Here is a 25,174-nt window from a genome sequence, read left to right as displayed (position 1 = left end):
ATGCTGCCGACCATCCTCGACCTCTCGACCCTGCGCGACCTCTACGCCTCGGGCCGGCTCACGCCGGTGGATCTCGCAAAGGCGGTCGCCGACCGCATGGAGGCCTTCGCCGACCCGGCGGTGTTCATCACGCCCGTGAGCCGGGCCGACCTCGTGGCCGCCGCGGGCGACCTCGTCGCACGCCACCCCGAGCCGAACTCCCTGCCGCTGTGGGGCGTGCCCTTCGCGGTCAAGGACAACATCGACGTCGGCGGCCTGCCCACCACCGCCGCCTGCCCGGCCTTCGCCTACAGGCCGACGACCGACGCGACGGTGGTGGCCCGGCTCAAGGCGGCCGGCGCGCTCGTGACGGGCAAGACCAACCTCGACCAGTTCGCCACCGGGCTGAACGGTACCCGCTCCCCCTACGGTGCCCCGCGCAGCGTGTTCGACGCGGCCTACGTCTCGGGGGGATCGAGCTCCGGCTCGGCGGTGGCGGTCGCCGCCGGGCTGGCGAGCTTCTCCCTCGGCACCGACACCGCCGGCTCCGGCCGGGTGCCGGCGGCCTTCAACAACCTCGTTGGCATCAAGCCGACGCCGGGCCTCCTCAGCACCACCGGCCTCGTGCCCGCCTGCCGCAGCCTCGATTGCATCAGTCTTTTCGCCGCCACCGTCGGCGACGGCCTGGCCGTGCGCCGGATCGCGGAAGGGTTCGACCCGGCCGACGCCTATTCGCGGCCCGCCGCGCCCCATGCCCTCCCCGCCGCCGGCCTGCGCGTCGGCGTGCTGACGCCGGCCGAGCGCGAGTTCCACGGCGATCGCGGCACCGAGGCGCTCTACGACGGCACGGTCGCCCGGCTGGAGGCGGCCGGCGCCGTGGCGGTGCCGTTCGATTACGCCCCCTTCCGCGAGACCGCCGAACTGCTCTACCAGGGCCCTTGGGTCGCCGAGCGGATGGCGGCGGTGGCCGCCTTCCACGCCGATCACCCCGACGCCTTCGATCCGAGCGTGCGGGCCATCGTCGAATCGGCGCGGGCCTACAGCGCCGTCGACGCCTTCGAGGGCCTCTATGCCCTGCAGGCCCTGCGCCGCCGCGCCGAGGCGGCCTTCGCGCAGGTCGACATCCTGCTCCTGCCCACCGCGCCCACCACCTACACGGTGGAGGCGATGCTGGCCGACCCGCTCCGCCTCAACGGCCGCTTCGGGCATTACACCAACTTCGCCAACCTACTGGGCTACGCCGCCATCGCGATCCCCGCCGGCTTCCGGCCCGACGGCATCCCCGGCGGCGTCACCATGGTGGGGCCGGGCTTCAGCGACGACGCCCTGGGGCACCTCGCCGACACCCTGCACCGGGCGCTCGCCCCTGGCATGGGCGTCGACCGCGCGGCGGCGCTGCCCGAGGCGAGCCGCGTGGCTCCGCCCGTGCCCGGCACCATCCCTCTGGTGGTGGTGGGCGCCCATCTCTCGGGGCTCGCCCTCAACCACCAGCTCGTCGACCTCGGGGCGACGCTGATGGGCGAAGCACGCACCGCGCCCGACTACCGCCTCTACGCCCTGCCCGGCACCCGGCCCGCCAAGCCCGGGCTCCTGCGCGATCCCGGCTTTGCCGGGCCGGGGCTGGCGGTCGAGGTCTGGGGGCTGTCGCCGGACGCCTTCGGCCGCTTCGCGGCGGCGATCTCCGCCCCCCTCGGGATCGGCAAGGTCGTCCTGGCGGACGGCCGCATCGTGTCCGGGTTCCTGTGCGAGGCCCATGCCGTCGAGGGGGCGGAAGAGATCACGCGGTTCGGCGGGTGGCGGGCCTATCTCGCGGCGGCATGATTGCACAGGCGGTTGGATCGCCGGCGTCCCCGCCCCATCTCGTGGTCGCGGGCCACCTCCGGCGCCGGTCCTCGTTTCGCGAGGATGCGCGGACGGCCCGATGTTCCCAAGCCGGAAAACGAGTGAGATGCGCGTCGTCGTCGATCTGAACCGCTGCCAGGGCTATGCCCAATGCTGCTATGCCGCCCCCGAGAGCTTCGAACTGCGCGGCGCCGAGATCCTGGTCTACGATCCCGCCCCGAGCGCCGAACACCGCGGCCGGATCGAGCGTGCGGCCCAGTCCTGCCCGGTGCGCGCCATCACCGTTCAGGCCGACGAGCCCGCCGCCGGCGCCGGCCGATGACCTCCGCCCGGATCCCCCGTGCCGATGAGGACGCCCGCGTCGTCGTGGTCGGCGCCTCGCTGGCGGGACTGCGCGGGGCGGAGAGCCTGCGGCTCGCCGGCCATCGCGGCCCGCTGACCATCGTCGGCGACGAGCCGCATCTCCCCTACGACCGGCCGCCCCTGTCGAAGCACGTCATCGCCGGCGAGATGGCGCCCGATGCCACCACCCTGCCCCATCGCCTCGATCTCGACGCCGCCTGGCGGCTCGGAGCCGGTGCCGCCGGCCTCGACCGCCAGGCCCGCACGATCGTGCTCTTGGACGGCGAGCGCCTGCCCTACGACCGCCTCCTGATCGCCACCGGTGCCCGGGCTCGGCCCTGGCACGATGAGGCAGAGGGCACCCTCGAAGGGGTGTTCACCCTGCGCGGGCGCGACGACGCGGCGGCCCTGCGTGCCGCCCTGGCCGCTGCGCCCAAGCGCGTGCTGATCGTCGGCGGCGGCTTCATCGGTTGCGAGGTCGCCTCGGTCTGCCGCGACCTCGGACTGCCCGTGACCCTGGTCGATCCGCTGCCCGCGCCCCTGGCCAAGGTGCTGGGTCTGGCCGTGTCCGGCTTCCTGCGCGACTGGATCGCTGCGGCGGGCGTCGAGGTCAGGTCGAACACGGGGCTGCGCTCCCTCGACGGCCGCGACGGCCGGGTCGTGGGCGCCACCCTCGACGACGGCAGCACCATCGCCGCCGACGTGGTGGTCGTGGCGCTGGGGGCCGTTCCCAACACCGGGTGGCTCGAGGGCTCCGGCCTGGCGCTCGAATCCGGCGCCCTCGTCTGCGACGGGCACGCCCGGGTGCGGGCGCAGGACGACGGCCTCCACCCCGAGATCCGTGCGGCCGGCGACGTCGCCCTGTGGCCGCACCCCCTCTACGACGGCCGCATGGTGCGCCTCGAACACTGGGGCAACGCGGTTGCGCAGGGCGAATACGCCGGCCGGGCCCTGGCACTCGGCGACGGCGACCGGCCGGCCTTCGCCGGGATGCCCGAGTTCTGGTCCAACCAGTTCGGGGTCACCATCAAGCTCGCCGGGCTGACCGAGGGCGCCGACAGCCTCGCCGTCGTGCAGGGTTCGCTGAAGGACAAGCGGTTCCTGGCGGTCTACGGCCGGGCCGGGCGCACCGTCGCCGCCCTGTCGGTGGATTGCGCCCGCTGGCTGCCGGCCTATGCCGAGGCGATCGCCGCCAAAGCGCCGTTCCCGCCGATCGCGAACGCCCTCGACCAGCCCTCGCGCCTCGGGACGCTCGACCCGTCCTGGCCCACCCCTCCTCCCGAGGTTTCCGCCCGTGGCTGACCCGACCCTGTTCGCCCAGATCAAGGACCCGGCCAACCGGGCCGACCCCTATCCGCTCTACGCCCGCCTGCGCGGCCACCCCGTGCTGCGCCAGGACGACGACAGCTACCTCGTGAGTTCGCATGCGGCGATCCGGGCGCTGCTGTTCGACCCGCGCATCAGTTCGGCCGACCTGCCGCCGGCCCACAGCCCGGCCACCGGCAACCCGTTCAAGGACTGGATCCTGCGGCCGATCAAGGACGAGATCGTCACCCGCCACCGGCCGCTGATTTTTCGCGATCCCCCCGACCACGACGCCCTGCGGCGGATCGTGATGACCCAGTTCACGCCCGAGCGCGTCCACGGGATGAAGGCGCGCACGCAGAGCCTGGTGGACGAACTCCTCGACCGCCGCCGCGGCGGCGACGCGATCTGCGTGGTCGAGGACCTCGCCTATCCCCTTCCCGTCACCGTCATCTGCGAGATGCTGGGCGTGCCGCCCGAGGACGAGCCGACCTTCCAGGGCTGGGCGACGCAGCTCGCCACGGCGCTCGAACCCGATGCCCGCCACGACGAGGAGACGCAGAAGCAGACGCGCACGACCTTCGACGCCATCTCGGCCTACATGAAGGACCTGATCAAGGAGAAGCGCGCCAGGCCCGTGGACGACATGCTCAGCGGGCTGGCCGCCGAGACCCCCGCCGGCCGGATGGGCGACTTCGACCTCATCGCCACGGCGATCCTGCTCCTGGTGGCCGGGCACGAGACCACCGTGAACCTGATCGCCAACGGCATGCTCACCCTGCTGCGCCACCCCGACGAGTTGGAGCGCCTGCGCCGCGACCCCGAGCGGGCGCCGCGGCTGATCGAGGAATGCCTGCGCTACGAGCCGCCGGTGCATTTCCGGACCCGCAAGGCGCTCTGCGACATCCCGGTGGCCGGCACGGTCATCCCCGAGGGCGCCGCGGTGGCGCTGCTGTTCGCCGCCGCCAACCGCGATCCCGACCGGTTCACCGATCCGGACCGGTTCGATCCCGACCGCGCGGACAACCAGCACTTCGGCTTCGGCGGCAGCCTGCACTACTGCCTCGGGGCGCCGCTCGCCCGGATCGAGGCCGAGATCGCCCTCGTCACCCTGGCCCGCCGCCTGAAAGCGCCTCGCCTCCTGGACGATCCGCCGCCCTACCGGGACGGCGCGTCCCTACGCGGCCCCAAGACCCTGCGGGTGGCGATCGACGGCCTCGTCTGAGGCGGATGTCCTCACTCCACCCTATCCCCGCGCAACCTTCGCGGCGCATCCTGGCTCGCAAGGGCGCGCCGTGGCCTCGGCCCGAGTAGCGCCCGGCGGACGGAGGGCGCGCGGGTGGACGAACCGGATATCCCGTTCCTGAGGTACCTCGACGAGGACGCCGCCCAGGCGATCCGCGACCGGCTCGCCTCCGTGGCGGTGGCCGGCGGGCAGGTGCTGTTCCACGAGGGCGACGAGGCCGACGCCCTCTACACCCTGGCCTCGGGCGCCATCGGCATCTCGCGGCGCGATCCCCGGACCGGCGCCATCCGCCGGGTCGCGCGCCTGCGCCCGCCGATCACCGTCGGCGAGATGGCCCTGCTCTCGGAGGGGCCGCGCTCGGCCACCGCCACGGCGCTGCGCGATTCGCACCTCTACCGCCTCAGCCGCCGGGCGTTCGAGGATCTGGTCGAGCGCCATCCCTCGACGATGCTCTACTTCACGCGCCTCCTCGCCGACCGCCTGCGCCGGGCCGACGAGGCCCCGGCCCTGGACAATGCGCCCCGCACCTTCACGGTGCTGCCGGTGACCGCCGGCATCGACGCGGGCGCCCTCGCCCACGGCTTCGCCGGGGCGCTGCCGGGCCAGGTCGGCTATCTCGACGCCTGGCCGGAGGAGGCGGACGAGACCTGGTTCCACCGCTTCGAGAGCGGGCACGACCGCGTCGTCTACCGCGCCGACGAGCCCGGCAGCGCCTGGACCCGCCTGTGCCTGCGCCGGTCCGACCACGTCCTGCTCCTGGCCGCGGCCGGGCAGCCGCCCAAGCCCGCCTGCGCCGATTTCGCCGCCCGCACGCCCTCGGACTGGGTCCGCCACGACCTCGTCGTGGTCCAGGCCCCGGACGCGGTGCTGCCGCGCCCGGCCCACCGGGTGTTCTCGGGCGTGCCGGTCTCCCTGCGCATCCACGTCAGGCCGGGCCGGGCCGACGATCTCGGCCGCCTCGCGCGGCTCGCCAGCGGCTGTGCCAGGGCGGTGGTGTTCGGTGGCGGCGGTGCGCGTGGGTTCGCGCATCTGGGCGTCATCCGGGCCCTTGAGGAGGCGGGCCTGCCGATCGATGCGGTGGGGGGCACCAGCATGGGCGCCATCGTGGCGGCGAGCCTCGCCATGGGCTGGAGCGGCGCGCGCATCCTCGACCAGACCGTGGCCGCCTTCGTGTCGCGCAACCCGCTGAACGACTACACCCTGCCGATCCTCGCCCTCACCCGCGGCGCCAAGGTCGACGAGGGCCTCGCCCGCACCTTCGCCGACACCCGGATCGAGGATCTGTGGCTGCCGTTCTTCTGCCTGTCCTCCAACCTCACCACCGGCACCGCCATGGTGCACGAGGCGGGCGACCTCGTCACGGCGCTGCGCGCCAGCATCGCCATCCCCGGCCTGTTGCCGCCGGTGTGCACGCCCGAGGGCATCCTGGTGGACGGGGGCATGATGAACAACCTGCCGGTGGACGTGATGGCGAGCCGCCAGCGCGGCCCCGTCCTCGGCGTCGACGTCGCCAGCGACCTCGCCTTCCAGAGCGTCCCGGCGCGGTCCTGGCGCGGACGCATGCTGCGCCAATGGCTCCGTGCGCCCCAGGAGACGCCGGGCATCGCGCAACTGCTGCTGCGGGCCGCCACCGTCTCCTCGGACGCGCAGACGGCGCTGACCTCCCGTCACGCCGCCGCCGTGCTGCGGCCGCCGCTCGCCGGCATCGACCTCAGGGCGTGGTCCTCGCACGCGACCACCGCCGCCATCGGCCACCGCCACGCGGTCGATCAGATCGCGGCGGGCACCCTGGCGCCCTGGGCCGAGGAGGGGTGAACCGAGGCGTTCAGTCGAGGCCGGCTCGCCGCGACAGCACCCCGTGGACCGAGTAGCCGCGGTAGCGTTGGCGCACCGTGCAGACGAACCCCTGGCTCGCTGCGATCCCGGCCATCGCGTCGGCCAATGTCATGCGCGGCGTCACCGAAAAAGCCGTCAGCCAGCGGTTGAGCACCGCCCGGAACGGCCCCGGCAGACCCTCCTGGCCGCCGAAGTCGACCACGTGGAGCTCGCCGCCCGGCGCGAGGTATCCGGCGCTCTCGGCGAGCACCGCCTCCCAGGGCGGGATCATCGAGAGGGCGTAGGAGATGACGATCCGGTCGAAGGCGGGGCGGCCGAACAGCGCCAGGGGATCGAAATCGGTGGCGTCGGCGCAGGCGAGCCGGATGCGCGCGGAGGATCCCGCCCGCGACACCGACCGGGCGGCGGTGTCGAGCATCGCCGCCGAGACGTCGAGGCCGAAGCATCGGGCCTGCGGGTAGGTGGATGCGATGCGCACGAGGTTGCGCCCGGTGCCGCAGCCGATCTCCAGCACGCTGCCCCCCGCCGGCGGCTTCAGGGCGTCGATGGCGGCGTCCCGGCCGAGGAGGTAGAACTTGCGGCTGGCGTCGTAGATGTGGCGCTGGCGCCGGTACATCCGGTCCATCGCCGCCGCGGCCGCCGTCATGGGCGAAGCCGATACAGGTGGAAGCCGCCGTAGATCGAGGAGCGGTCGCGGGCGCAGAGCGCCCGGCTCGTCGCCTCCTCGTAGGTCCAGGCGTTCAGGATCGCGTCCGGCACCCGGCCGGGCAGGCAGCGCTCGTCGGCCGCCGTGCGGAAGATCACCCGGGCGCCGGCGCGCGCGGTGCGGGTGATCTGCGTCCACAGGGCGGTGAGGTCGGCGTCGGTCATCCAGTCCTGGGCGTCGAGCAGCACGTAGGCGTCGGCGCTGCCTTCGGGGCTGGCGGCGAGGAAGGCGGTCATCGACTGCTGCTCGTAGCGCACCCGGGATGCGCGGGCGCGCACCGCCGCGAAACGGGCCGGCTGCAGGTAGGGCGGCAGCGCGGCGTCGGGGGCCGGGTCGTAGCCGCGCCCGAAGGCCTGCCAGGCGAAGTAGTTGTCCTTGACCGCGACATCGCAGGCCAGCCGTTCCAGCCGGTGGCGCAGCACCGCCACCATGCCGCCGGGCATGTCGTTCGCCAGCGCCCCGTATTGCGCCGGCGGGATGCCGAGGCCGTAGAGCGAGGCCGGCTTGCCGATCAGCCAGCGCACGAACGCCTTCTCGAACAGCGGCGCGATCTCTGCCTCGAAGGCGGCGCGCTGCTCGGCAAGCGTGCGGGCCCGCAGGACCGCGGAGAGGTCGTGGCCGTAGAGCCGGGCGAGGCGATGGCCCGCGCCGATGAACCGCCCGAGCAGGCCGGTGCGGTAGACGTTGGTGGCGAAGGCCGAGATGCGGCGGCGCCCGTCGAGGCCCCTCGCCTCCCAATAGGCCCGCGAGACCGGATCGAGCCGGGGCCGGATCAGGGCGTCGTAGGCGGCGACGTTCTCGGCGGCGTCGGCCCGGCCGAAGAACCGGAAGAACGCCCCGTGGTCCGGCAGCGCCTGCAGGCCGGCGAGCTTGAGGCGCCCGAGCGCCACATGGGCACCGTTGAGGTCCACCGCGCTGACCCGGGCCGGATCGGCGGTGAGGTAGGACAGGACGTTGCAGCCGCCCGATGCGATGGCGACCACATGGTCCCGAGGCCCGAGGGCCAGGGCCTCCATGTCCACCACCGGGTCCTCCCAGATCTGCGGGTAGACCAGTCCGCTGAAGGCCAGGGTGAACAGCCGTTCCGAGAGCCCGGCGCGCGACAGGGCGGCGTTGCGATGCACCGCGCTCGTCAGCCCCAGGCTGGTCTCGCGGCGGATGGCACGTGCTGCACGCGTCATGGAGCGGTCTTCGGTCACGGGGTGAGGCGACTGCCTGATCCGAGCGCCGGTACGTCATCCCCGTGACCGTGCGGTGACGGTCTTCCCCGGCTCGCGCCCGAACGGGGAGCTTTGCCTGTCCGGACCCGGCCGGACAGGACACGATCGCTCCGATCCCGTCGATCGAACGATCGCGGGAGGCGTGCCTGCGCGCCCTGTCCGTTCAGGAAAGGGAGACCGCGCGTCGACAGCCGGACGAAACCGTCATCGACGCGCGTAACGAAGCGCCCTCAGACCGGACGCGGCAGCTGGCAGGCGTCGAGGGCCGCGAGCGCCTTGGCCTTGGCGGAATCGTTGAAGTAGCCGGAGGTGCGGTAGGATTCGAGCTCGCCCCGGTCGAGGGAGGCCAGGGTCTTCTGCGCGTAGCAGCCGCACGGGCGGGCGAGCGCGGTCTCGGGCACGCTCTGGAGGCGGCCCTGCGTCACGACGCAGGCGCGGCTGACGCGGCCGGTGAGGTTGCGCGTCGAGGCGGTCTTGAGCGCCGGGTCGGGCGTGAAGCCTTCGAGGCTCGCCGTGGGGCCGGGCTTGGCGGAGTTGCAGGCGGCGACGAGGGAGAGCAGGCCGGCCGCCAGGAGAAGGCGGCCGGTGCGCGGATGGGCGTAGCGCATGGAGGATATCCGGGTCGGTGGAGCGGGATCGTCGAACGATTCCGCTTTCACGCGCAGAGCCGTGGCGGCGCAAGGGCGACGCCGCCACACCTCCCGGGCAATCGCTCCGTGGGGCGCGATCAGCCGACGATGTCGCCGTCCTTGAAGAACTGCGCGATCTCCATGGCCGCGTTCTCGGCGCTGTCGGAGCCGTGGACGGTGTTCTCGCCCACCGACTCGGAGAAGGTCTTGCGGATGGTGCCCTCGGCGGCCTGGGCCGGGTTGGTGGCGCCCATGATCTCGCGGTACTTGGCGACCGCGTTGTCGCCTTCGAGCACCTGAACCACCACGGGGCCGGAGGTCATGAAGTCCACGAGTTCGCCGAAGAACGGGCGCTCCTTGTGGATCTCGTAGAACGTTTCGGCCTGGGCCTTGGTCATCTGGATGCGGCGCTGGCCGACGATGCGCAGGCCCGCCTTCTCGATCAGCGCGTTGACGGCGCCGGTGAGGTTCCGCTTGGTCGCGTCGGGCTTGAGGATGGAGAAGGTGCGCTCGGTGGCCATGGTCGGTCCGGTTCTGGTCGGTGAGCCGAAAACGGCTTCGGCGCCGGGCTTATAGCCGGCACGCCCCGGTGCCTCAACCCAAGGCCCGAATCGCGCCGAGGCCCGAATCGCGCTCATCATGGCAGGAACGCAACACCGCCGGAAAATCGCCCGAAAGCGATGGCTTCCTGGCGGATGACGGCGCCGGCCCCTCCCGTGGTCCGGCGCTAGCCCCTCATCCAAAGGAGATCCGAGCCATGCGTGTCGCCGTGACAGCCGCCCTCCTCCTCTCCGGCCTCGGTGCCGCCGCCGCGGCACCCGCCCAGGACCCGTCGGGCACCTGGCTCACCGGCGACGGCCGCGCCAAGATCCGGATCGACCGCTGCGGCCCCGGCGCCGCCCAGGTCTGCGGCAAGGTCGTCTGGCTCAAGGTGCCGACCACCGAGACGGGCAGCCCGCGCACCGATCTCAAGAATCCCGATCCCAAGAAGCGCAACCGGCCGGTGCTCGGCCTGCCGCTCCTGGAGGGCCTGAAGCCCGACGACGCCAAGTTCTCGGGCGACATCTACAACATCGAGGAAGGCAAGACCTATCAGGTCAGCCTCGAGCGCGAGAGCGGCAGCGAACTCAGCGTCTCCGGCTGCCTCCTCAAGGTGCTGTGCGGCTCGCAGACCTGGACCCGCGTGCCGGACGTGAACCAGCAGGCGGCCGTCGCCAAGCCCACGCCGTAACCGCCCACGCCGTAACGAGCCGATCCCGGGGCGCCCTGCGCCCCGGCTTGGCACGGAATTCACGCCTCTCCCGCCGCCATCGCGAGGAGAGAGGATCACGTGGCTGCCGACGCCGCCCCTTGCCACGGGATCGTTGCCGAGGCGCGCCTGTCGCCGGCCCGCGAGGCCAGGGCCTGGCTCGCCTGCCGCGCCGAGGCCTTCGCGATCCCGATCGGAGCGGCCGCCGCCGGTCTCGCCCTGTTCAGCCTGTTCGTGCCGGGCCTCGGGCACTCGCCGGCCACCTGCCTCGACCTCGTCTACCGCCGGCTTCGGCTCGCCCTTCGCCCTCCAGAACAGCCTGCAGCGGGCGGCCTCGATCCTGTTCGCGGCCCTGTGCGTGGCCCTGCCCGCCCGGCTCGGGCGCGTGATCATCGGCGGCGAGGGTGCCATCGTCCTGGGCGGTCTCGCCGTGGCGGCGGCCCAGCCCCTGTCCGGTGCACCAGCCGGCGCGGCGATCCCCCCGATGGCGCTGGCGGCGGCCCTGGCCGGGCCCTCCGGATCGCAGCGGTGGAGGCCTGGCGCGCCTATCGCGGCGTCAACCATCGCCAGCCTCTCGATGTCCCGAGGCCGTGACGACGCCGCGCCTAACCCTCCTGCGCCCGTTCGCGCAGCAGATATTTCTGCACCTTGCCAGTGGAGGTCTTGGGCAATTCGCCGAAGACGATGTGGCGGGGCAGCTTGTAGGGGGCGAGCCGCTCGCGGCACCAGGCGATGATCTCGTCGGCGCCGGCTTCGCCCCCGGCCTTGAGTTCGACGAAGGCGCAGGGCGTCTCACCCCATTTCTCGTCGGGCCGCGCCACCACCGCGGCCGCGGCGATGGCCGGATGCTTGAACAGGACATCCTCCACCTCGATGGAGGAGATGTTCTCGCCGCCCGAGATGATGATGTCCTTGGAACGGTCCTTGAGCTGGATGTAACCGTCGGCGTGCTTCACGCCGAGGTCGCCGGTGTGGAACCAGCCGCCGGCGAAGGCCGCCCGCGTCGAGGCCGGGTTCTTGAGGTAGCCGCGCATCACCACGTTGCCGCGCATCATGACCTCGCCCAGGGTCGTGCCGTCGGCGGGCACCGGTTCGAGGGTGTCGGGGTCGCGCACGTCGAGGCCTTCGAGCACCGGGTAGCGCACCCCCTGGCGCGCCTTCTTGGCGGCCTGCTCGTCGGGGGGCAGGTCGTCCCATTCGGCGTGCCAGGCGTTGACCACCGCCGGGCCGTAGCTCTCGGTGAGGCCATAGAGATGGGTGACGGCAAAGCCGGCCTCCCGCATCCCGGCCAGCACCGCCTCCGGCGGCGGGGCGGCGGCCGTGAAGAAGGCCACCCGGTGCGGCAGCGGCCGGCGCTCCTCTGCCGGGGCGTTGACGAGGAGCGACATCACGATGGGCGCGCCGCACAGGTGTGTGACCCCGTGCTCGGCCATCAGCCGGTACATCGCCCCCGCCCTGACCTGGCGCAGGCAGACATGGGTGCCGGCCACGATGGAGAGGGTCCAGGTGAAGCACCAGCCGTTGCAGTGGAACATCGGCAGGGTCCAGAGATAGACCGGGTGCTGCCCGAGGTCCCCCGTGACGACGTTGCCGAGCGACAGCAGGGCCGCGCCGCGGTGGTGGTAGACCACGCCCTTGGGGTCGCCGGTGGTGCCGGAGGTGTAGTTGAGCGAGATCGCGTCCCACTCGTCGGCGGGCATCGCCCACGCGTGGTCGGGGTCGCCCTCCGCCAGCAGAGCCTCGTAGTCGAGGGTGCCGAGGCGGTCCCCGGGGCCGTCGTATTCGGGATCGTCGTAGTCGATCACCAGAGGGGTGACGCCGGCCTTTTCCAGGGCCGGCCCGGCCACGTGGGCGAACTCGCGGTCGGTGACCAGGACCCTGGCCTCGGCGTGGTCGAGGCAGAATGCCAAAGCGGCGGCGTCGAGGCGGGTGTTGAGGGTGTTGAGCACCGCGCCGGTCATCGGCACCCCGTAGTGCGCCTCGATCATGGCCGGCGTGTTGGCGAGCAGCACCGCCACCGTGTCCCCCCGGCCGATGCCGCGCCGCTCCAGGGCCGAGGCGAGCCGGCGCGAGCGGGCGTAGAGGTCGGCATAGGTCCGCCGCAGGGGGCCGTGGATCACGGCGATCCGGTCGGGAAACACCCGCGCCGCCCGTTCGAGGTAGGTCAGAGGCGTCAACGGCTGGTAGTTCGCCGGGACCTTGTCGAGGTCCCGGTCGTAGATCGTCTCGCGGCGCATGGACCCCTCCCGGGCGGTCTTTGGCCGCGACACTATCGCATGGCGCCGCCCGATCAATCGGGAGGCGCCGCCGGACCCCCTTACGGATCCAGCCCCTCGGCCTTGCGCTGGGCCGCACGGCGCCGCTCCACGTGGGCCACCGAGAAGATCGAGGCCTCGTAGAGGAGCAGCATCGGCAGGGCCAGCGAGAGCTGCGAGATCACGTCCGGAGGGGTCAGGATCGCGGCGGCGACGAAGACCAGCACGATGGCATAGCGGCGCTTCTCGCGCAGAAAGGCGGTGTCGATGACGCCGATCTGGCCGAGCAGGGTCAGGATCACCGGCAACTGGAAGGCCAGCCCGAACGCGAAGATCAGCGTCATGATCAGCGAGAGGTACTCGTCGACCTTGGGCAGGAGCGAGATCGTCGCCTCGCCCGGCTCGCCGATCTGCTGCAGGCTCACCGAGAACTGGATGAGCAGCGGCATGGCAAGGAAGAACACCACCAGCGCGCCGAGGAAGAAGAAGATCGGGGTGGCCACGAGATAGGGCAGGAACGCCTTGCGCTCATTCTTGTAGAGGCCCGGCGCCACGAAGGCGTAGATCTGCGTCGCGATCACCGGGAAAGCGAGGAAACCCGCGCCGAAGACGCTGAGCTTGATGTTGGTGAAGACCTGCTCGAGGAAGTGCGTCGCGATCAGCTTGGCGTTGGCCGCACCCACGATGCTGACGTAGGGATAGACCAGGATGTTGTAGATGTGCTTCGAGAAGAAGAAGCACACGAAGAACATCACGATGAAGGCGGCCAGCGACTTGATCAGCCGCGAACGCAGCTCGATCAGATGCTCGATGAGGGGCGCGCGCGAAGCCTCGATGTCGGCTTCGTCGGTGGTGGTGCTCATCGTCACGCGCCCGGGGTCGGAGACGTCGGCCGCGGCGCGACCGGGTCGGTGGAGGCCGGAGCCGGGGCGTCGGATTCCTCGGAGGCCGTCGTCGGGGCCTGCGCGGCCTCGGGGCCGGCCCTGAGGGTCTCGCTCTCGGCCGCCGCCAACTGGGCCGCGACATTGGCGAGCGGCTGCGTGCTCGACTGGGCGTGGCCGCCCTCGACCGCGCCCTTGATCTCGTTGCGGATGGTCTGGACCGGGTCGAACACCGGCCCCATCGTGCCGGCGGACCGCTTTATGCCGTCGACCTCGCGGCGGACCTCGTCGAGCTCGGCCTCGCGCACCGCTTCCTTGAACTGGTACTGGAACTCGCCGGCCATGCGCCGCATCTTGCCGGTGACCTGACCCACCGTCCGCAGCGCCTTGGGCAGATCCTTCGGGCCGATGACGATCAGGGCGATGCCGCCGATCAGCATCACCTCGCCCCAACTCATGTCAAACATGGCGTCGATCGTCCCGTGGGCTCTTCGGCATGGCCCGCCTCACGATCCGGCGGCGACTCCCGACCGACCGCTCGACTCCGTCCATCGTGGGGCGTGCGAACCCGAGTGTCAGCCGACCTTGCGGTCGGCGGCGACGGTGTTGGCCGGGGCCGGCTCGCCCTGGTGCGGGAGCGTGCGCACCGGGTCGGTGGCGCTGACGGGCGTGACCGGCTGGGCTGGGGAAACGGCGGCGGGCGTCTCGTCCTCGGCCATGCCCTTCTTGAAGGCCTTGATGCCCTTGGCGACGTCGCCCATCAGGTCCGAGATCTTGCCGCGGCCGAACAGCAGCATCACGATGCCGGCGACGATGATCCAGTGCCAGATACTCATGCTGCCCATGGCAACCTCCTGCGCCGCGGGCGGAACCCGCGCGGCGGCGTCTCGTGCGATCGGATTGGGGCGAACCTAAGGATCGGACGCCACGAACACAAGAAGCGGCAAAGGCCGCAGGAGCGATCGACGCGGGATGGCGGTACGACCGTGCTTCCCTCAGGCGGCCCGGGTCAGCGCGGCGGCGAAGGCGGCGCGGGCCTGCGCCACGTCGAGGTCGGCGGCCGGGCGCAGGCGCGCCAGGGCCGCATCGGCACGCACGCGGGCCTGCCCGGCGAGCCCCGGCGTCGCCTCGGCCACGCCGGCCATCTCCGCCAGATCGCCGTTGCAATGCAGGGCGACGTCGATCCCGGCCGCGAAGGCGGCCTGCGTCCGCTCGGCGAAGGTGCCGCTGAGCGCGTGCATCGAGAGGTCGTCGGTCATCAGGAGGCCCTGGAAGCCGATCGCGCCGCGGATGATTTCAGCGATCATGCGGGGCGATTGGGTGGCGGGCCGTGCGGGGTCGATCGCGGCGTAGACGACGTGGGCGCTCATCGCCATGGGCAGGTCGGCCAGCGCCCGGAAGGGCGCGAAGTCGTGGGGCTCGAGGCTGTCGCGGTCGGCCTCCACCACCGGCAGGCCCTTGTGGCTGTCGCAGGCCGCGCGGCCGTGCCCGGGGATGTGCTTCATTACCGGCAGGACGCCGCCGGCCATCAGGCCCTCGGCCACCGCGCGGCCGATGGCGACGACGGACGCCACGGTCTCGCCGTAGGCCCGGTCGCCGATCACGTCGTGGGCGCCGGCCACCGGGACGTCGAGCACGGGCGCGCAATCGACGTTGATGCCGACGTCGGCGAGGTCGTGGGCCATCAGGCGCGCACCCAGGCGCGCCACCGTGGCGGCCGCGGCGTCGAGCCGCCCGAAGATCCGGCCCGGCGGGTAGGACGGCCAGTGCGGCGGTCCCATGCGCTGCACGCGGCCGCCCTCCTGGTCGATGAGGATCGGCGCGTCGGCACGCCCGACGATGTCGCGCAGGGACGCGGTCAGGGCGCGGACCTCGTCCGGCGTGCCGATGTTGCGCTTGAACAGGATGAAGCCCCACGGCTGGACCGCGCGGAAGAAGGCGGTCTCCTCCGCCGAGAGGGTCCGGCCGGCACAGCCGAGGATCAGGGCGCGGGTGGTCATGGACTGGGGCTCGCGTCGGGGACTGTCACGAAAGAACACCAGCGCGGCGGGAACGCGCCGCCGCGCAGGTGCGCTCGCTCGTCGGCTCGTTCGAACTTAGTTCTTGGCCACGAAGCACTGGCCGCCCGCGCCCTGGATCTGGCTGCACAGGCTGTTCGCCTCGTCCTTGCCCAGGGGGCCGACGCGGACGCGGAAGATCGACTTGCCGTTGACCTCGGCCTGCCGGATCAGGGGCGGCTGGCCGTTGAGCTGGCTGTACTTGGTCTGCATCTGCCGGAAGGCGGCCTGGGCCTCGGCCTGGCTCGTGCGCACGCCGAGCTGGACGGAGAAGCCGCCGACCGGACCGGAGGTGACCGGGACCGCGGCCGCCGGGGCGGTCTCGGCCGGCAGGGCCGCGACCTTCTGGGCCGGCTTCGGCTTCTGGGCCGGGGCCGGCTGGGCCTCGGCGGTCGTCGTGGTGCCGGCCTCGGGGGCCGGGACCGCGGGCGGGATTTTAGGGCTGCGCGGGCGCAGGGAGGCGGTGGTCGCGGTGCCGTCGTTGCCCGCGCCGGGCATCACCATGCTCGGGATGACCGAGGTCGACGCCGCCCCCGGGGTGGTATCGGCGGCCTGGGCGGGGACGTCGCGCTGCTGGGCCGGCGGCGGGGTGTCGGGCTTGACCGACACCGTGCGCACCCGGCGCGGCTCGCCGAGCGACTCGTTGAGGGTGCCCGGCGTGGCGGTGGCGGGCGTGGCGGCGGATTCCGCCGGCCGCGGCGCGGCGCGGGCCGCCTGGGCCACGTCCACCGGCTGCTCCTCGCGGTTGACGATGCGGATCTGGCCGTCCTTGGCGGTCCGGTCGTAGATCTGCTTGTTCTGGTCGGGGATCTCGACGCCGTCGGCGGTCTTGGGCGCGATCTTGAGGGGGGCCTTGTCGGCCATGATGGTGGGCACGCCTTCGCTGCCGCCGTTGCCGCTCGTGTGCAGGCTGCGCCAGGTCAGCGCCCCGGTGACGGAGACGACGAGGACCGCGAGCCCGGCACCCACCGAGACGAGGCGGCTGCGCTGGCGCGGCTTCTCGGCCGCGGCGTTGCGCGGGGCGGCGCCGTCGTCGGCGAATGCGTGGCCTGCGTCGTCTGCGCCATGGCTACGCGGGTTGCCCTGCGCGTCGTAGCCGCCCTGCTCGACCGAGGCGAGGTACTGGTTGAAGGCGTCCGCCGGCGACAGATCCGGCGGGTGGCCGTAGGTCGGGTCGTAGGGCTGGCCATGGCCGTAGCCGGCCGCAGGGTCCTGCGGGGCGTGACCCTCGGGGGCCTGCGCCTGCAGGGCGTGTGCCGGGGGCTGGTGCGGATGGCCCCCGGAGCCTTCCGCCCGGCGGTCGTCGTAGCGCGCGTCTTCGTAGCGAGCGTCTTCGTAGAACGTCGGCTCGATGCGGCCGCCCTGGGCCTGCTGGTGGCTGGCGGCGCGGGCGTCACGGACCTGCAGCAGCGCCCGGAACGGATCGTCCTGGCCGACGATGCGGGCGAGCTCGGCCAACGGATCGCCCTTGGCCGCAGCCTGTGCCGATTGCGGCGCCGGCTGCTGCAGCTCGCGCTCGAACGCATCGAAGTCGACAGGCGCTCGCGAGGCGTTCGGCGTCATGGCTGCATCCCTCTACACGCGGCGTGTCCTCACCGCATCTCGTCCGGCGCGGTGACGCCCAAGACGCCGAGACCCGAAGCGAGAACGCCCCGCAAAGCCTCGACGAGGGCCAATCTCGCCCGGGTCGAGTTTCTGTCGGTTGGATTAACAAACCGTAATTGCGGCAAGTCTTTGCCCTTGTTCCAGAAACCATGCAGGGAACTGGCCAGTTCGTAGAGGTAGAATGCCACACGGTGCGGCTCGTGCGCCGCCGCCGCCGCTTCGATCACCCGCGGATACTGGGCGACGAGACGCAGGATCTCGGCCTCGCCGGGGTCGGCGAGGAGGGACAGGTCGGCCTGCGCCAGCAGGGCGGCGCGCGAAAAATCCTCGCCGGGCATCGCCTCGCGCGCCTGCCGGAACACCGAGGCGCAGCGGGCGTGGGCGTATTGCACGTAGAAGACCGGGTTGTCCTTGGACTGCTCGACCACCTTGGCGAGGTCGAAATCCAGGGTCGCGTCGTTCTTGCGGTAGAGCATCATGAAGCGGATGGCGTCGCGCCCGACCTCGTCCACGACCTCGGCCAGGGTGATGAACTCGCCCGCGCGCTTGGACATCTTCACGGGCTCGCCCGCCCGCAGCAGCCGCACGAGCTGGCAGAGCTTGACGTCGAGGGTGGCCTCGCCCCCGCTCACCGCCTTCACCGCCGCCTGCATCCGCTTGACGTAGCCGCCGTGGTCGGCGCCGAGCACGTCGATGAGGTCGGTGGCGCCGCGCCGCCACTTGTCGCGGTGGTAGGCGATGTCGGAGGCGAAATAGGTGAAGGAGCCGTCGGACTTCAGGAGCGGCCGGTCGACGTCGTCGCCGAACTCTCGGGTGCGGAACAGGGTCTGCTCGCGGTCCTCCCAATCCTCCGGCGGCTGGCCCTTGGGCGGCGGCAGCCGGCCCTCGTAGACGAGGCCCTTGTCGCGCAGCTCCGCCAGGAGGACGGGGACGGCCTCCTTCAGCGTCGCCTCGGAGAAGAACACGTCGTGGTGGATCCCGAGGCGCGCGAGGTCCCCGCGGATCAGCGCCATCATCGCATCGATGGCCGAGGCCCGCACCACGGGCAGCCATTCGGCCTCGGACTGCTCCAGGAGAGCGCGGCCATGGGTGTCGGCCAGCATCCGCCCCACCGGAACCAGGTAGTCGCCGGGATAGAGCCCCTCGGGCACCGGGCCGACGTCCTGTCCGAGCGCCTCGCGGTAGCGCCGGTGGGCGGAGCGGGCGAGGACGTCGACCTGCGCGCCGGCGTCGTTGATGTAGTACTCGCGCGTCACGTCCCGGCCGGCGAAGGCGAGGAGGTTGGCCAGCGCATCGCCGAACACCGCGCCGCGGCCGTGGCCGACGTGCATCGGCCCGGTGGGGTTGGCCGACACGTATTCGATGTTGACCGGGCCGCCGGCCATCGCGGCGCGGCCGTAGCCGGCGCCCTCCGTCAGGGCGGCGCGCGCCACCTCGTGGAACACCTCCGGCACCAGCCGCAGGTTGATGAAGCCCGGCCCCGCCACGCTCGCCTCGACCACCCGCGGGTCGGTGCGGAGTTCCGCCGCCAGAGCCTCGCCGAGCGCCTTCGGGTTGGCCCTGGCCTCCTTGGCCAGCACCAGGGCGGCGTTGGTTGCGAGATCGCCGTGTGCGGGATCGCGCGGCGGCTCGACCACCACGCGGGACAGGTCGAGCCCCTCGGGCAGGTGGCCGGAGCGGGTGAGCGCCTGCAACGCCTCGCGGACGCGCGCCTCGAAAGTGGCGAAGATGTTCATCGGATGGAGCCGGGGCATGCGGTTGCGACGGACGCGCCGTCATCGTGTCAGGCGCGGCATAGCAAGGGTAGGCGGGGGTGTCACGGCACGCGCCTTGCCGGTCGCCGCCCCACGCTCACCACCGCTTCGTTGCAACACGCCGCTGGTGCGAAGGACGCTGTGAGCGTATGAGTGGATGATGGAATTCGACTGGGACCCGGCAAAATCCGACCTCGTGAAATCCGCTCGCGGCTTCGGGCTCGGGACTGCGGCCAGGATCTTTCTTGGGCGAGTGGTGACCTGGCAGGATACGCGTTGGGATTACGGCGAGGTCCGCATGACGGCCGTGGGCCAGTATGACGGCCGGTTCTACACCGTCGTCTATACGGACCGCGGCGATGTCCGCTGGATCATCACGGCCTGGCTCTCGAACCGTAAGGAGCGCGTGAAATGGTGAGGGTGACATTGGCGGAACTGGCCGCCCGGCCGGCCGACGTGGACCAGGCCAAGCTCGATGCCACCACCGAGGAGGATATCCGGCGCCACATGATCGAGGACGGCTACGACCCCGACGACCCCTCCTACCTGGAGGGGGCCGTCGTCGTCCGGCCGCCGCATAGGGTGCGCGAACGCCTGGGGCTGACGCAGGTCGAATTCGCCCGGCTGATCGATGCGCCGCTCGCGACCCTGAAGAACTGGGAACAGGGCCGCACCTCGGTGCCGCCCTACGTGCGGGTGCTCCTCAACATCCTCGACCGCGAGCCGGAGGCGGCCCTGCGCGCCCTCGGGCGGGCGCCGTCGATCGCCGCGTGACCGGTGGGGACCGGCGGGGCTCGCCCCCGCTCGACCCGGCCGCCGCGATGGCGCGGGCGCTCGCACGCCTGTCCGAACAGGGCTTCGCCGAGGCGGCCCGCAACACCCGCGGCGATTCCGTCTATCTCAAGACCGCCGGCTGCGACCTCGCCCTGCGGGTCTCCAACCACGCCCGGACCCCGAAGCAACGCCGCAACCACCCCGACGCGGTGACGAGCCTCGTCCTGCGCGAACCCAAGAGCGCCGCGCAGGTGGACGACCTCGTGGCGGCGACCCTGCGCAACTTCTTCGCCGAGCGTGCCCGACGCGCGTCGTGAGCCGCGCCGCGTTTCGGACACATCGGCGCGTCACCGTGGGCGCGTCATGCGAGGACGACAGACGATGACGGCCATCCGGATCGCAGGGGGCGCCTGCGGCAGCGGGGCGGGCGCCTACGAGGACGGGCTCTTCACGATGCCCGACGGGACCTCGCGCGGCATTGAGACCGTGGCGAGCCTCGACCTGCCGGAGCCCGCGGCACCGCCCGCCCATTGGAGCGGCGATCTCCTGCGCGGCCTTCAGGGGGCGCTGGCCAGCGCGCAGGCCCTGCCCAAGCCCGTGAGCGTGGCCGCTTCCGCCGTCGGGTTCGGGCTCGGCGCCTTCGAGGCGACGCCGCCCACCACGCTCCTGCGCCTCGCCTTCGAAGACGGTGCCGATGCCGAACTCGCGGTGCGGGCCGATCTCGCCGCCCTGATCGCCCGCGACGTCGCCCTGGTCCGCGCCGCCCTGGAACGGCGGACGCCCCCTGCCCCCGCTGTGCCGGCCGCGGCGGTGGACGCCGATGCCGACCGGGCGACGACGGCGATGTTCGAATACGAGAAGCGCAACGGGCGCCTGCGCCGCGTGGCGCGCAAGGACCCGGCCGAGACCTGATCAGGCGTCCTCGATCAGGCTGACGTGGGCGGCGACCACCTTCCAACCCTCCTCGAAACGCACCCACGTCTGGCTCTGGCGGCCGAGTTTGCCCGGGGCGCCCTCGCGCCGGAACAGGGTCATGGCGGTGGCGGTGTCGCGCCCGTAGGTGGTGATGACGGTGTCGTGGATCGTGCGCGCCAGCCCCTGCGGCGAGCGGGCCCGGCGGAAGGCGCGGATCGCGTCCATGCCGTAGAGGTTTTCCCCGATCCCGTAGCGGATGGTGCGCGGATCGTCGCGAAACAGGTCCTCGAGGGTCGCCACGTCGTTCGCGTCGAGCGCGGCCTCGTAGGCCGCGAACGCCGCCTCGACTTCGGCCTTCACGGCGGGGTCGTCGATCGTCATGGCTGTCTCGTGGTTTCGCCGGTCACGCCGTCGTTCGCGTCCAGGAGGGGAGGATCACGACGGTTGTCAAAGGTCCGCCGCGGGGGCGCTCACGATTCCCTCGCGTTCGAGGTGGCGTGCCACCCGCAGCGCCGATCCTTCCCTCCAGGGGGCGGCGATGACCTGGACGCCGAGCGGCAGGCCGTCGTCCACCCGCACCGGCACCGCCACCACCGGCAGGCCGATGAAGGAGATCGGCTGGGTGAACACGCCGATGTTGGCCCGCACCGGCAGGGTCACGCCGTCGAGGACGAAATGGGTCTGGCCCGATGTCGGCGCCCGGCACGGCGTCGACGGCGCCAGGATCACGTCGACGTCGGCGAAGAGTTCGGCCACCGCCGCGCGGTACCAGCGCCGGAAGCGCTGGGCGCCCTCGACCCAGGGGGCGGGGATCATCGCGCCCGCGATGAGCCGGTCGCGCACCGCCGGGTCGAAGTCGTCCGCCCGGGTCCGCAGCCGGTCGAGGTGGAGGGCGGCGCCCTCGGCGGCGGTGATGAGATAGGCCGCCGCCCTGGCGCGGGCGGCCTCCGGGATCTCGACCCGGCGCGTGACCTTGAGCGCGCCCGCGATCGCCGCCACCGCCGCGAAGGCCTCCGGGTCGCCGCCGGTGGCGAAATAGCCCCCCGCCACGGCGATGCGCAGATCGGCGATCCCGTCGTCGAGCCCCGGCGTCGCGGGCTCCGGCGCGCGGGCGGTGGTGGCAGCGTCCTCGGGGTCGGGGCCCTGCATCGCGTCGTAGGCGAGCGCCAGATCGGTGACGCTGCGGGCCATCGGCCCGAGATGGTCGAGGCTGCCGACGAAGGGGAAGCTGCCGGCCCGCGTCAGCCGGCCATAGGTGGGCTTCAACCCGAAGCAGCCGCAGAAGGCCGAGGGCACCCGGATCGAGCCGTTGGTGTCCGAGCCGAGCGCGATCGGCACGAGACCGGCTCCCACCGCCCCGCCCGAGCCGCCGGACGAGCCCCCCGACATGTGGCCGAGGTCGTGCGGGTTGCGCGTGGCGCCGTCGTGGACGTTCTCGCCGGTGAAGTCGTAGGCGTATTCGCCCATGTTGAGGGCGCCGACCAGGATGGCGCCCGCCGCCTCCATCCGGCGCAGGGTCGCGCCGTCGCGGGCGGCCGGGGGGCGGGCGCGGTTGATCTTCGAGCCCGCCCGCGTCGGCAGGCCGGCGACGTCGATGAGGTTCTTGACCGCGAAGGGCACGCCGGCGAGGGCCCCCGGAACCTCGCCGCGAGCGATGGCCGCGTCGATCGATCCGGCCCGGGCCAGGGCGCGCTCGGCCACGACGTCGGTGAAGGCGTTGACGGTGCCGTCCACCCGCGCGATGCGGGCCAGGGCCGCGGTGACCGCCGCCGTGGCGCTCGTGCGCCGGTCGCGCACGGCCGCCGCGATGGCGTGGCCGTGCATCAGGGCCGGATCGTCGCTCATCCCGTCAGGCCTCGAACACCGGCGCCACCTCGGCCTCGTCGGGCAGCGGGAACGCCGCCACCCGCTCGGCCGCCGCGCTCAGCACCGCGAGGTTGTCGGCGACGCCCGCCGCCCAGGCCGGGTCGAGGGGGAGCCCGAGCAGGCCGGCGGCGGCCTCGACATAGGCGGCGCGCGTCTCGAAGGGTGTCGGTGGCATCGGGGTCCCGGGGCGGCTGTGGCGGCTGTCGTCGCAGGAGCGGCCCCAAGCGAAATCGATGCCGAGCGACCCCCGTTGCGTGAGGACAGCAGCCGAACGGCGATGCCCGCTCACCGCGTTCGAGCTTGGCCGGGAGCGCATCGGAGAGGTCGGGGGCATGGCCCTGCCGCGTGTGCGCCACCAGCATCCCGGCGGCGCGCGCGGCCGCGAGCACGGCGCGGCGCGATGGCCGCCTCGAGAAGCGAGACCTCGTTGACCGGCGTCTCGCCGAAGCCGCCGGGCTCGATGACGTCGCGCCGCATGTCGATGACGACCAGCGCCGTGGTGGCCGGATCGATGGCCAAAGGCGCGGGCTGCGCGGCGAGCGTAACGGTCTTGGCGGGCCCTTCACATCGGGGGCTGACGCCGGGCGAATCGCCAGGCCGTGCGCGATCATGTCCGCAGGGGCCCCGATTGCGGCGCCCACATCGTATTCCGCCCAGTATCGATCGGTGGCAGATCGCGTCGGCGCCGGTGGCTGTTCAGCGACGCGCCCGCTCGACCGCTTCCGCGCGGCGAGGACGGACGATGCGGTCCCGGGCCACGGCGCGGATCGCGGCGGGGGCTGCGTCCACGGTCTCGAACGCATCCTCGACGATGCTCATGTGGACCAGCATGGCGGCGTTGGCGGCGGCGGCATCCCGGGCCAGCACCGCCCGCACCACGGCGCCGTGTTCGCTGTGCGACCGCGCGAGGCGGCCCTCGGCCTGGAACTGCGCCCGGCGGAACGGTGTCAGGCGCCGCTGCAGCGACCGGGCGATCTCTTCCACCACGCTGTTGTGGGTGCCCATGGAGAGGAGCGCGTGGAAATCCCGGTTGGCGGTGATGTAGCCGTCGCGGTCGCCGGCCGCGGCCAGGGGCGCCATGCCCTCGTGGAGGTCGCGCAGGCGGCTGCGCTCGGCGGCCGTCATGCCGAGGGCGGCCAGGCGCGCGCAGGTCGCCTCGATCTCGGCGGTGGCGACGAACAGCATGTCGAGCCCCTCCGCCGTGATCGTGCGGACCGTGGCGCCCGTGCGCGGGCGCAGGTCGATCAGGCCGCTGCCGCTGAGGAGGCGCAGGGCGTCCCGCACCGGGGTCCGCGACACCCCGAACCGCTTGGCCAGCACCTGCTCGTCGAGGTGCAGCCCCGGGGGCAGGTCGCCCGAGAGGATGGCGGCGGCGATCTCGTCCGCCAGGCGTTCGGCGCGGGTCTGGGGCGCGGGCACCGGGATCTCGGGCTGGAGGACGGGAATGCGATCCGGCCGCGACCCGCTCTCGGAGCGCTGCGCCGGTTGCCCGGAAGCGGGCGTGTCGCGGGGGCCCTTAGACCGTGTTTCGGCCACCGCCGCAACGTGGGCGGGTGTTCCGGCCGCGCCGTCCCGCGTTCGGGCACCGCGCCGGAGCCTATCCGGCGTCGGCGCGCATCGGGGGGCAGACATCCGCTTTCCTGGGCAGACGACGCTCAGGCATGGCGCGAACCGGTCTCCGAGACGCTCGTCGGCCCGTGGCGAGCGGACGGCCGGGTCCTGCCGTCCGGGCTCGGCTCGGTGAGGGTCGCGGGCGGGATCGGGGTCTTGTCGCCGATTTGCATCGCGCGTTCCGCGCGAGGTCCGGCCGCGAGCCGGGCGCGTCCGCTGGCATATCGGTTGCTGCTGTGCCGGCACAAGGGCCCCACCAAGCCCCCGGGGGACGGCCGATGACCCATCGATTTTCCCGCTTTCCGATGGCCACCGCGATGGCGCCGTTCACGGTTCCGGCCCTGGCGTCCGATCTCGCGCCGCCGTCGGTCCCGTCCTCGTTCTTCCTGTTCTCGGACACCCAGGTCGGCGACCGCCGGGTGATGGATTCCCGCGAGCCCGGGGTCCCGGCGACCAGGGGCAACTCGCTGAACGGGCGCAGCATTCTCAAGACCGTCCTCACCATCGGCCATGCCAACGCCGGGGCCTACGGCACCGACGTCGTCTCCCTCGACATCCCCCGGTCCGGCTCGCAGGAACCGAGCGGCTACGCGTTCCCGAACCTCGACATCCAGACCGGCATCGGCGCGACGGAAGCCTGCGGTCTCCACCGCGCCACCCTGAGCGGCAACGCGCTCACCGGCCCCGAGGCCTTCGCCCTCCCCGGCTTCGTCGAGGACGTCTCGCTCTCCTACGGCACCGATCTCAACTCGAAGAACACCAGCTTCGGTTCCGAGAAGCACCTCGTCGTCGCCGGGCTGAACGTCGCCTTCGACGTGCCGGCGGGCCTCCGCGACCTCGCGGTCCACGCCTCCAGGGAGTTCAACCGCAACGGCACCGTGCCCCTGCCGGCCCGCGATACCAAGTTCGACGCCATGCCCGAGCTCGGAATCGTCTACGGCCAGCCCGACAAGGTCGACGTGTTCGTGGGCTTCCAGTATTGGCGCAACAAGTTCGGCAACGACGCCGCGCGGCTGCCCGGCTCCGAGGAGACGACCGCCCCGGCGGGCGTGTCCTTCCACGTCTTCTGAGGGGCCGGCAGGGCATCGCGCGGATGGCATCG

The 25,174-nt window shown here is 72.6% G+C and carries 27 protein-coding genes and 2 pseudogenes; 12 read left to right on the top strand and 17 right to left on the bottom strand.

The genetic code is table 11. The features are described 5' to 3' along the window. The 5 genes from atzF to ASF39_RS16975 all read left to right on the top strand — a co-directional run bounded on the left by atzF (window position 1) and on the right by ASF39_RS16975 (window position 6,529). Entirely contained in the window at window positions 1-1,800 is a 1,800-nt protein-coding gene (gene atzF / locus ASF39_RS16995) for an allophanate hydrolase (RefSeq protein ID WP_056286015.1), read from the top strand. A 127-nt stretch (window positions 1,801-1,927) separates the two neighbouring features. Beyond that, a complete protein-coding gene (locus ASF39_RS16990) occupies window positions 1,928-2,143 on the top strand; it encodes a ferredoxin (protein WP_055888874.1) in 216 nt (71 codons plus the stop codon). Next, entirely contained in the window at window positions 2,140-3,465 is a 1,326-nt protein-coding gene (locus tag ASF39_RS16985) for an FAD/NAD(P)-binding oxidoreductase (protein ID WP_056286012.1), read from the top strand. Before ASF39_RS16990 ends, ASF39_RS16985 begins: the two co-directional genes overlap by 4 nt. Continuing rightward, entirely contained in the window at window positions 3,458-4,693 is a 1,236-nt protein-coding gene (locus ASF39_RS16980) for a cytochrome P450 (RefSeq protein WP_056286010.1), read from the top strand. The genes ASF39_RS16985 and ASF39_RS16980 overlap by 8 nt, the downstream gene beginning before the upstream one ends. Before the next feature lie 114 nt (window positions 4,694-4,807). Continuing rightward, the gene (locus ASF39_RS16975; RefSeq protein WP_055888868.1) at window positions 4,808-6,529 is read left to right on the top strand and encodes a patatin-like phospholipase family protein; all 1,722 of its coding nucleotides are present in this window, start codon (window positions 4,808-4,810) and stop codon (window positions 6,527-6,529) included. Window positions 6,530-6,539: 10 nt separating this feature from the next. On the opposite strand, the gene ASF39_RS16970 is transcribed toward ASF39_RS16975, so the two are convergent. The 4 genes from ASF39_RS16970 to ndk form a co-directional block, all read right to left on the bottom strand. Continuing rightward, entirely contained in the window at window positions 6,540-7,196 is a 657-nt protein-coding gene (locus ASF39_RS16970) for a class I SAM-dependent methyltransferase (protein ID WP_056286007.1), read from the bottom strand. Continuing rightward, window positions 7,193-8,437 carry a DUF3419 family protein gene (locus tag ASF39_RS16965; protein ID WP_056286004.1) on the bottom strand — a complete coding sequence of 415 codons (1,245 nt, stop codon included), beginning with the start codon at window positions 8,435-8,437 and terminating at the stop codon, window positions 7,193-7,195. The genes ASF39_RS16970 and ASF39_RS16965 overlap by 4 nt, the downstream gene beginning before the upstream one ends. 269 nt (window positions 8,438-8,706) lie before the next feature. Further along, on the bottom strand, window positions 8,707-9,084 hold the full coding sequence (locus ASF39_RS16960; RefSeq protein ID WP_055888863.1) for a hypothetical protein: 378 nt from the start codon (window positions 9,082-9,084) through the stop codon (window positions 8,707-8,709). Between the two features lie 119 nt (window positions 9,085-9,203). Beyond that, window positions 9,204-9,626 carry a nucleoside-diphosphate kinase gene (gene ndk, locus ASF39_RS16955; RefSeq protein WP_056286001.1) on the bottom strand — a complete coding sequence of 141 codons (423 nt, stop codon included), beginning with the start codon at window positions 9,624-9,626 and terminating at the stop codon, window positions 9,204-9,206. 236 nt (window positions 9,627-9,862) lie between these two features. Here ndk and ASF39_RS16950 point away from each other — a divergent pair, with 236 nt between their 5' ends. Next, window positions 9,863-10,336, top strand: coding sequence for a DUF2147 domain-containing protein (locus tag ASF39_RS16950; protein WP_055888857.1), 474 nt, complete (start codon window positions 9,863-9,865; stop codon window positions 10,334-10,336). A 129-nt stretch (window positions 10,337-10,465) separates the two neighbouring features. Next, window positions 10,466-10,811 (top strand): annotated as a pseudogene (locus ASF39_RS22470) (ABC transporter permease); the annotation flags it as partial. Between the two features lie 148 nt (window positions 10,812-10,959). Here ASF39_RS22470 and ASF39_RS16945 read toward each other — a convergent pair. From ASF39_RS16945 to argS, 7 genes are all read right to left on the bottom strand, one after another. Further along, a complete protein-coding gene (locus ASF39_RS16945) occupies window positions 10,960-12,591 on the bottom strand; it encodes an acyl-CoA synthetase (RefSeq protein WP_056285998.1) in 1,632 nt (543 codons plus the stop codon). A gap of 80 nt (window positions 12,592-12,671) precedes the next feature. Next, window positions 12,672-13,472 carry a twin-arginine translocase subunit TatC gene (gene tatC / locus ASF39_RS16940; RefSeq protein ID WP_056285994.1) on the bottom strand — a complete coding sequence of 267 codons (801 nt, stop codon included), beginning with the start codon at window positions 13,470-13,472 and terminating at the stop codon, window positions 12,672-12,674. Between the two features lie 2 nt (window positions 13,473-13,474). Beyond that, on the bottom strand, window positions 13,475-13,957 hold the full coding sequence (tatB, locus tag ASF39_RS16935) for a Sec-independent protein translocase protein TatB (protein WP_056285992.1): 483 nt from the start codon (window positions 13,955-13,957) through the stop codon (window positions 13,475-13,477). 108 nt (window positions 13,958-14,065) lie between these two features. Next, complete coding sequence (locus ASF39_RS16930; protein ID WP_056285989.1) at window positions 14,066-14,335, bottom strand: twin-arginine translocase TatA/TatE family subunit; 270 nt, start codon at window positions 14,333-14,335, stop codon at window positions 14,066-14,068. Window positions 14,336-14,485: 150 nt separating this feature from the next. Continuing rightward, window positions 14,486-15,490, bottom strand: coding sequence for a beta-N-acetylhexosaminidase (gene nagZ, locus ASF39_RS16925; protein ID WP_056285987.1), 1,005 nt, complete (start codon window positions 15,488-15,490; stop codon window positions 14,486-14,488). A 96-nt stretch (window positions 15,491-15,586) separates the two neighbouring features. Further along, a complete protein-coding gene (locus tag ASF39_RS16920; protein ID WP_056285984.1) occupies window positions 15,587-17,110 on the bottom strand; it encodes an SPOR domain-containing protein in 1,524 nt (507 codons plus the stop codon). A 29-nt stretch (window positions 17,111-17,139) separates the two neighbouring features. Further along, window positions 17,140-18,888, bottom strand: coding sequence for an arginine--tRNA ligase (gene argS, locus ASF39_RS16915; RefSeq protein ID WP_056286131.1), 1,749 nt, complete (start codon window positions 18,886-18,888; stop codon window positions 17,140-17,142). 178 nt (window positions 18,889-19,066) lie between these two features. On the opposite strand from argS, the gene ASF39_RS16910 reads away from it, so the two are divergent. From ASF39_RS16910 to ASF39_RS16895, 4 genes are all read left to right on the top strand, one after another. Beyond that, complete coding sequence (locus ASF39_RS16910; RefSeq protein WP_055889001.1) at window positions 19,067-19,324, top strand: BrnT family toxin; 258 nt, start codon at window positions 19,067-19,069, stop codon at window positions 19,322-19,324. Continuing rightward, window positions 19,318-19,680 (top strand): helix-turn-helix domain-containing protein, encoded by a 363-nt coding sequence (locus tag ASF39_RS16905; protein ID WP_056285982.1) that lies wholly within the window; start codon window positions 19,318-19,320, stop codon window positions 19,678-19,680. Before ASF39_RS16910 ends, ASF39_RS16905 begins: the two co-directional genes overlap by 7 nt. Further along, window positions 19,677-19,997, top strand: coding sequence for a hypothetical protein (locus ASF39_RS16900; RefSeq protein WP_244472447.1), 321 nt, complete (start codon window positions 19,677-19,679; stop codon window positions 19,995-19,997). The genes ASF39_RS16905 and ASF39_RS16900 overlap by 4 nt, the downstream gene beginning before the upstream one ends. A 64-nt stretch (window positions 19,998-20,061) precedes the next feature. Then, complete coding sequence (locus ASF39_RS16895) at window positions 20,062-20,592, top strand: hypothetical protein (protein WP_055888840.1); 531 nt, start codon at window positions 20,062-20,064, stop codon at window positions 20,590-20,592. Here the strand turns inward: ASF39_RS16895 and hpxZ are convergent, their stop codons facing one another. The 6 genes and pseudogenes from hpxZ to ASF39_RS22595 form a co-directional block, all read right to left on the bottom strand. Further along, window positions 20,593-20,976: an oxalurate catabolism protein HpxZ gene (gene hpxZ / locus ASF39_RS16890; protein ID WP_055888838.1), complete on the bottom strand. Its 384-nt coding sequence runs from the start codon at window positions 20,974-20,976 to the stop codon at window positions 20,593-20,595. Window positions 20,977-21,042: 66 nt separating this feature from the next. After that, window positions 21,043-22,440 carry an AtzE family amidohydrolase gene (locus ASF39_RS16885; RefSeq protein WP_056285980.1) on the bottom strand — a complete coding sequence of 466 codons (1,398 nt, stop codon included), beginning with the start codon at window positions 22,438-22,440 and terminating at the stop codon, window positions 21,043-21,045. Window positions 22,441-22,444: 4 nt separating this feature from the next. Further along, window positions 22,445-22,636, bottom strand: coding sequence for a DUF4089 domain-containing protein (locus ASF39_RS16880; protein ID WP_056285977.1), 192 nt, complete (start codon window positions 22,634-22,636; stop codon window positions 22,445-22,447). Window positions 22,637-22,748: 112 nt separating this feature from the next. Then, window positions 22,749-22,980 (bottom strand): annotated as a pseudogene (locus ASF39_RS22465) (cysteine hydrolase); the annotation flags it as partial. Between the two features lie 177 nt (window positions 22,981-23,157). Continuing rightward, the gene (locus ASF39_RS16875) at window positions 23,158-23,880 is read right to left on the bottom strand and encodes a GntR family transcriptional regulator (RefSeq protein WP_055888832.1); all 723 of its coding nucleotides are present in this window, start codon (window positions 23,878-23,880) and stop codon (window positions 23,158-23,160) included. 236 nt (window positions 23,881-24,116) lie between these two features. Then, window positions 24,117-24,245 carry a hypothetical protein gene (locus ASF39_RS22595; RefSeq protein WP_280137225.1) on the bottom strand — a complete coding sequence of 43 codons (129 nt, stop codon included), beginning with the start codon at window positions 24,243-24,245 and terminating at the stop codon, window positions 24,117-24,119. Between the two features lie 105 nt (window positions 24,246-24,350). Here ASF39_RS22595 and ASF39_RS16870 point away from each other — a divergent pair, with 105 nt between their 5' ends. Beyond that, window positions 24,351-25,142, top strand: coding sequence for a hypothetical protein (locus ASF39_RS16870; RefSeq protein WP_244472446.1), 792 nt, complete (start codon window positions 24,351-24,353; stop codon window positions 25,140-25,142). Window positions 25,143-25,174 lie beyond the last annotated feature (32 nt).

The sequence above is a fragment of the Methylobacterium sp. Leaf108 genome (genome assembly GCF_001423265.1).
GTDB lineage: Bacteria > Pseudomonadota > Alphaproteobacteria > Rhizobiales > Beijerinckiaceae > Methylobacterium.
The sequence above is the reverse complement of the archived record's forward strand: the minus strand, read 5'-3'. Positions and strand labels throughout refer to the sequence as shown.

Coding starts and splice junctions, on each gene's coding strand:
- ASF39_RS16970 (WP_056286007.1), bottom strand. CDS start 7,196: ATGACGGCGGCCGCGGCGGCGATGGACCGGATGTACCGGCGCCAGCGC.
- ASF39_RS16880 (WP_056285977.1), bottom strand. CDS start 22,636: ATGCCACCGACACCCTTCGAGACGCGCGCCGCCTATGTCGAGGCCGCC.
- ASF39_RS16920 (WP_056285984.1), bottom strand. CDS start 17,110: ATGACGCCGAACGCCTCGCGAGCGCCTGTCGACTTCGATGCGTTCGAG.
- ASF39_RS16905 (WP_056285982.1), top strand. CDS start 19,318: ATGGTGAGGGTGACATTGGCGGAACTGGCCGCCCGGCCGGCCGACGTG.
- ASF39_RS16910 (WP_055889001.1), top strand. CDS start 19,067: ATGGAATTCGACTGGGACCCGGCAAAATCCGACCTCGTGAAATCCGCT.
- ASF39_RS16960 (WP_055888863.1), bottom strand. CDS start 9,084: ATGCGCTACGCCCATCCGCGCACCGGCCGCCTTCTCCTGGCGGCCGGC.
- ASF39_RS16895 (WP_055888840.1), top strand. CDS start 20,062: ATGACGGCCATCCGGATCGCAGGGGGCGCCTGCGGCAGCGGGGCGGGC.
- ndk (WP_056286001.1), bottom strand. CDS start 9,626: ATGGCCACCGAGCGCACCTTCTCCATCCTCAAGCCCGACGCGACCAAG.
- ASF39_RS16985 (WP_056286012.1), top strand. CDS start 2,140: ATGACCTCCGCCCGGATCCCCCGTGCCGATGAGGACGCCCGCGTCGTC.
- tatB (WP_056285992.1), bottom strand. CDS start 13,957: ATGTTTGACATGAGTTGGGGCGAGGTGATGCTGATCGGCGGCATCGCC.
- ASF39_RS16990 (WP_055888874.1), top strand. CDS start 1,928: ATGCGCGTCGTCGTCGATCTGAACCGCTGCCAGGGCTATGCCCAATGC.
- ASF39_RS16965 (WP_056286004.1), bottom strand. CDS start 8,437: ATGACGCGTGCAGCACGTGCCATCCGCCGCGAGACCAGCCTGGGGCTG.
- ASF39_RS16885 (WP_056285980.1), bottom strand. CDS start 22,440: ATGAGCGACGATCCGGCCCTGATGCACGGCCACGCCATCGCGGCGGCC.
- ASF39_RS16930 (WP_056285989.1), bottom strand. CDS start 14,335: ATGGGCAGCATGAGTATCTGGCACTGGATCATCGTCGCCGGCATCGTG.
- hpxZ (WP_055888838.1), bottom strand. CDS start 20,976: ATGACGATCGACGACCCCGCCGTGAAGGCCGAAGTCGAGGCGGCGTTC.
- ASF39_RS22595 (WP_280137225.1), bottom strand. CDS start 24,245: ATGCAAATCGGCGACAAGACCCCGATCCCGCCCGCGACCCTCACCGAG.
- ASF39_RS16870 (WP_244472446.1), top strand. CDS start 24,351: ATGACCCATCGATTTTCCCGCTTTCCGATGGCCACCGCGATGGCGCCG.
- ASF39_RS16950 (WP_055888857.1), top strand. CDS start 9,863: ATGCGTGTCGCCGTGACAGCCGCCCTCCTCCTCTCCGGCCTCGGTGCC.
- nagZ (WP_056285987.1), bottom strand. CDS start 15,490: ATGACCACCCGCGCCCTGATCCTCGGCTGTGCCGGCCGGACCCTCTCG.
- atzF (WP_056286015.1), top strand. CDS start 1: ATGCTGCCGACCATCCTCGACCTCTCGACCCTGCGCGACCTCTACGCC.
- ASF39_RS16945 (WP_056285998.1), bottom strand. CDS start 12,591: ATGCGCCGCGAGACGATCTACGACCGGGACCTCGACAAGGTCCCGGCG.
- argS (WP_056286131.1), bottom strand. CDS start 18,888: ATGAACATCTTCGCCACTTTCGAGGCGCGCGTCCGCGAGGCGTTGCAG.
- tatC (WP_056285994.1), bottom strand. CDS start 13,472: ATGAGCACCACCACCGACGAAGCCGACATCGAGGCTTCGCGCGCGCCC.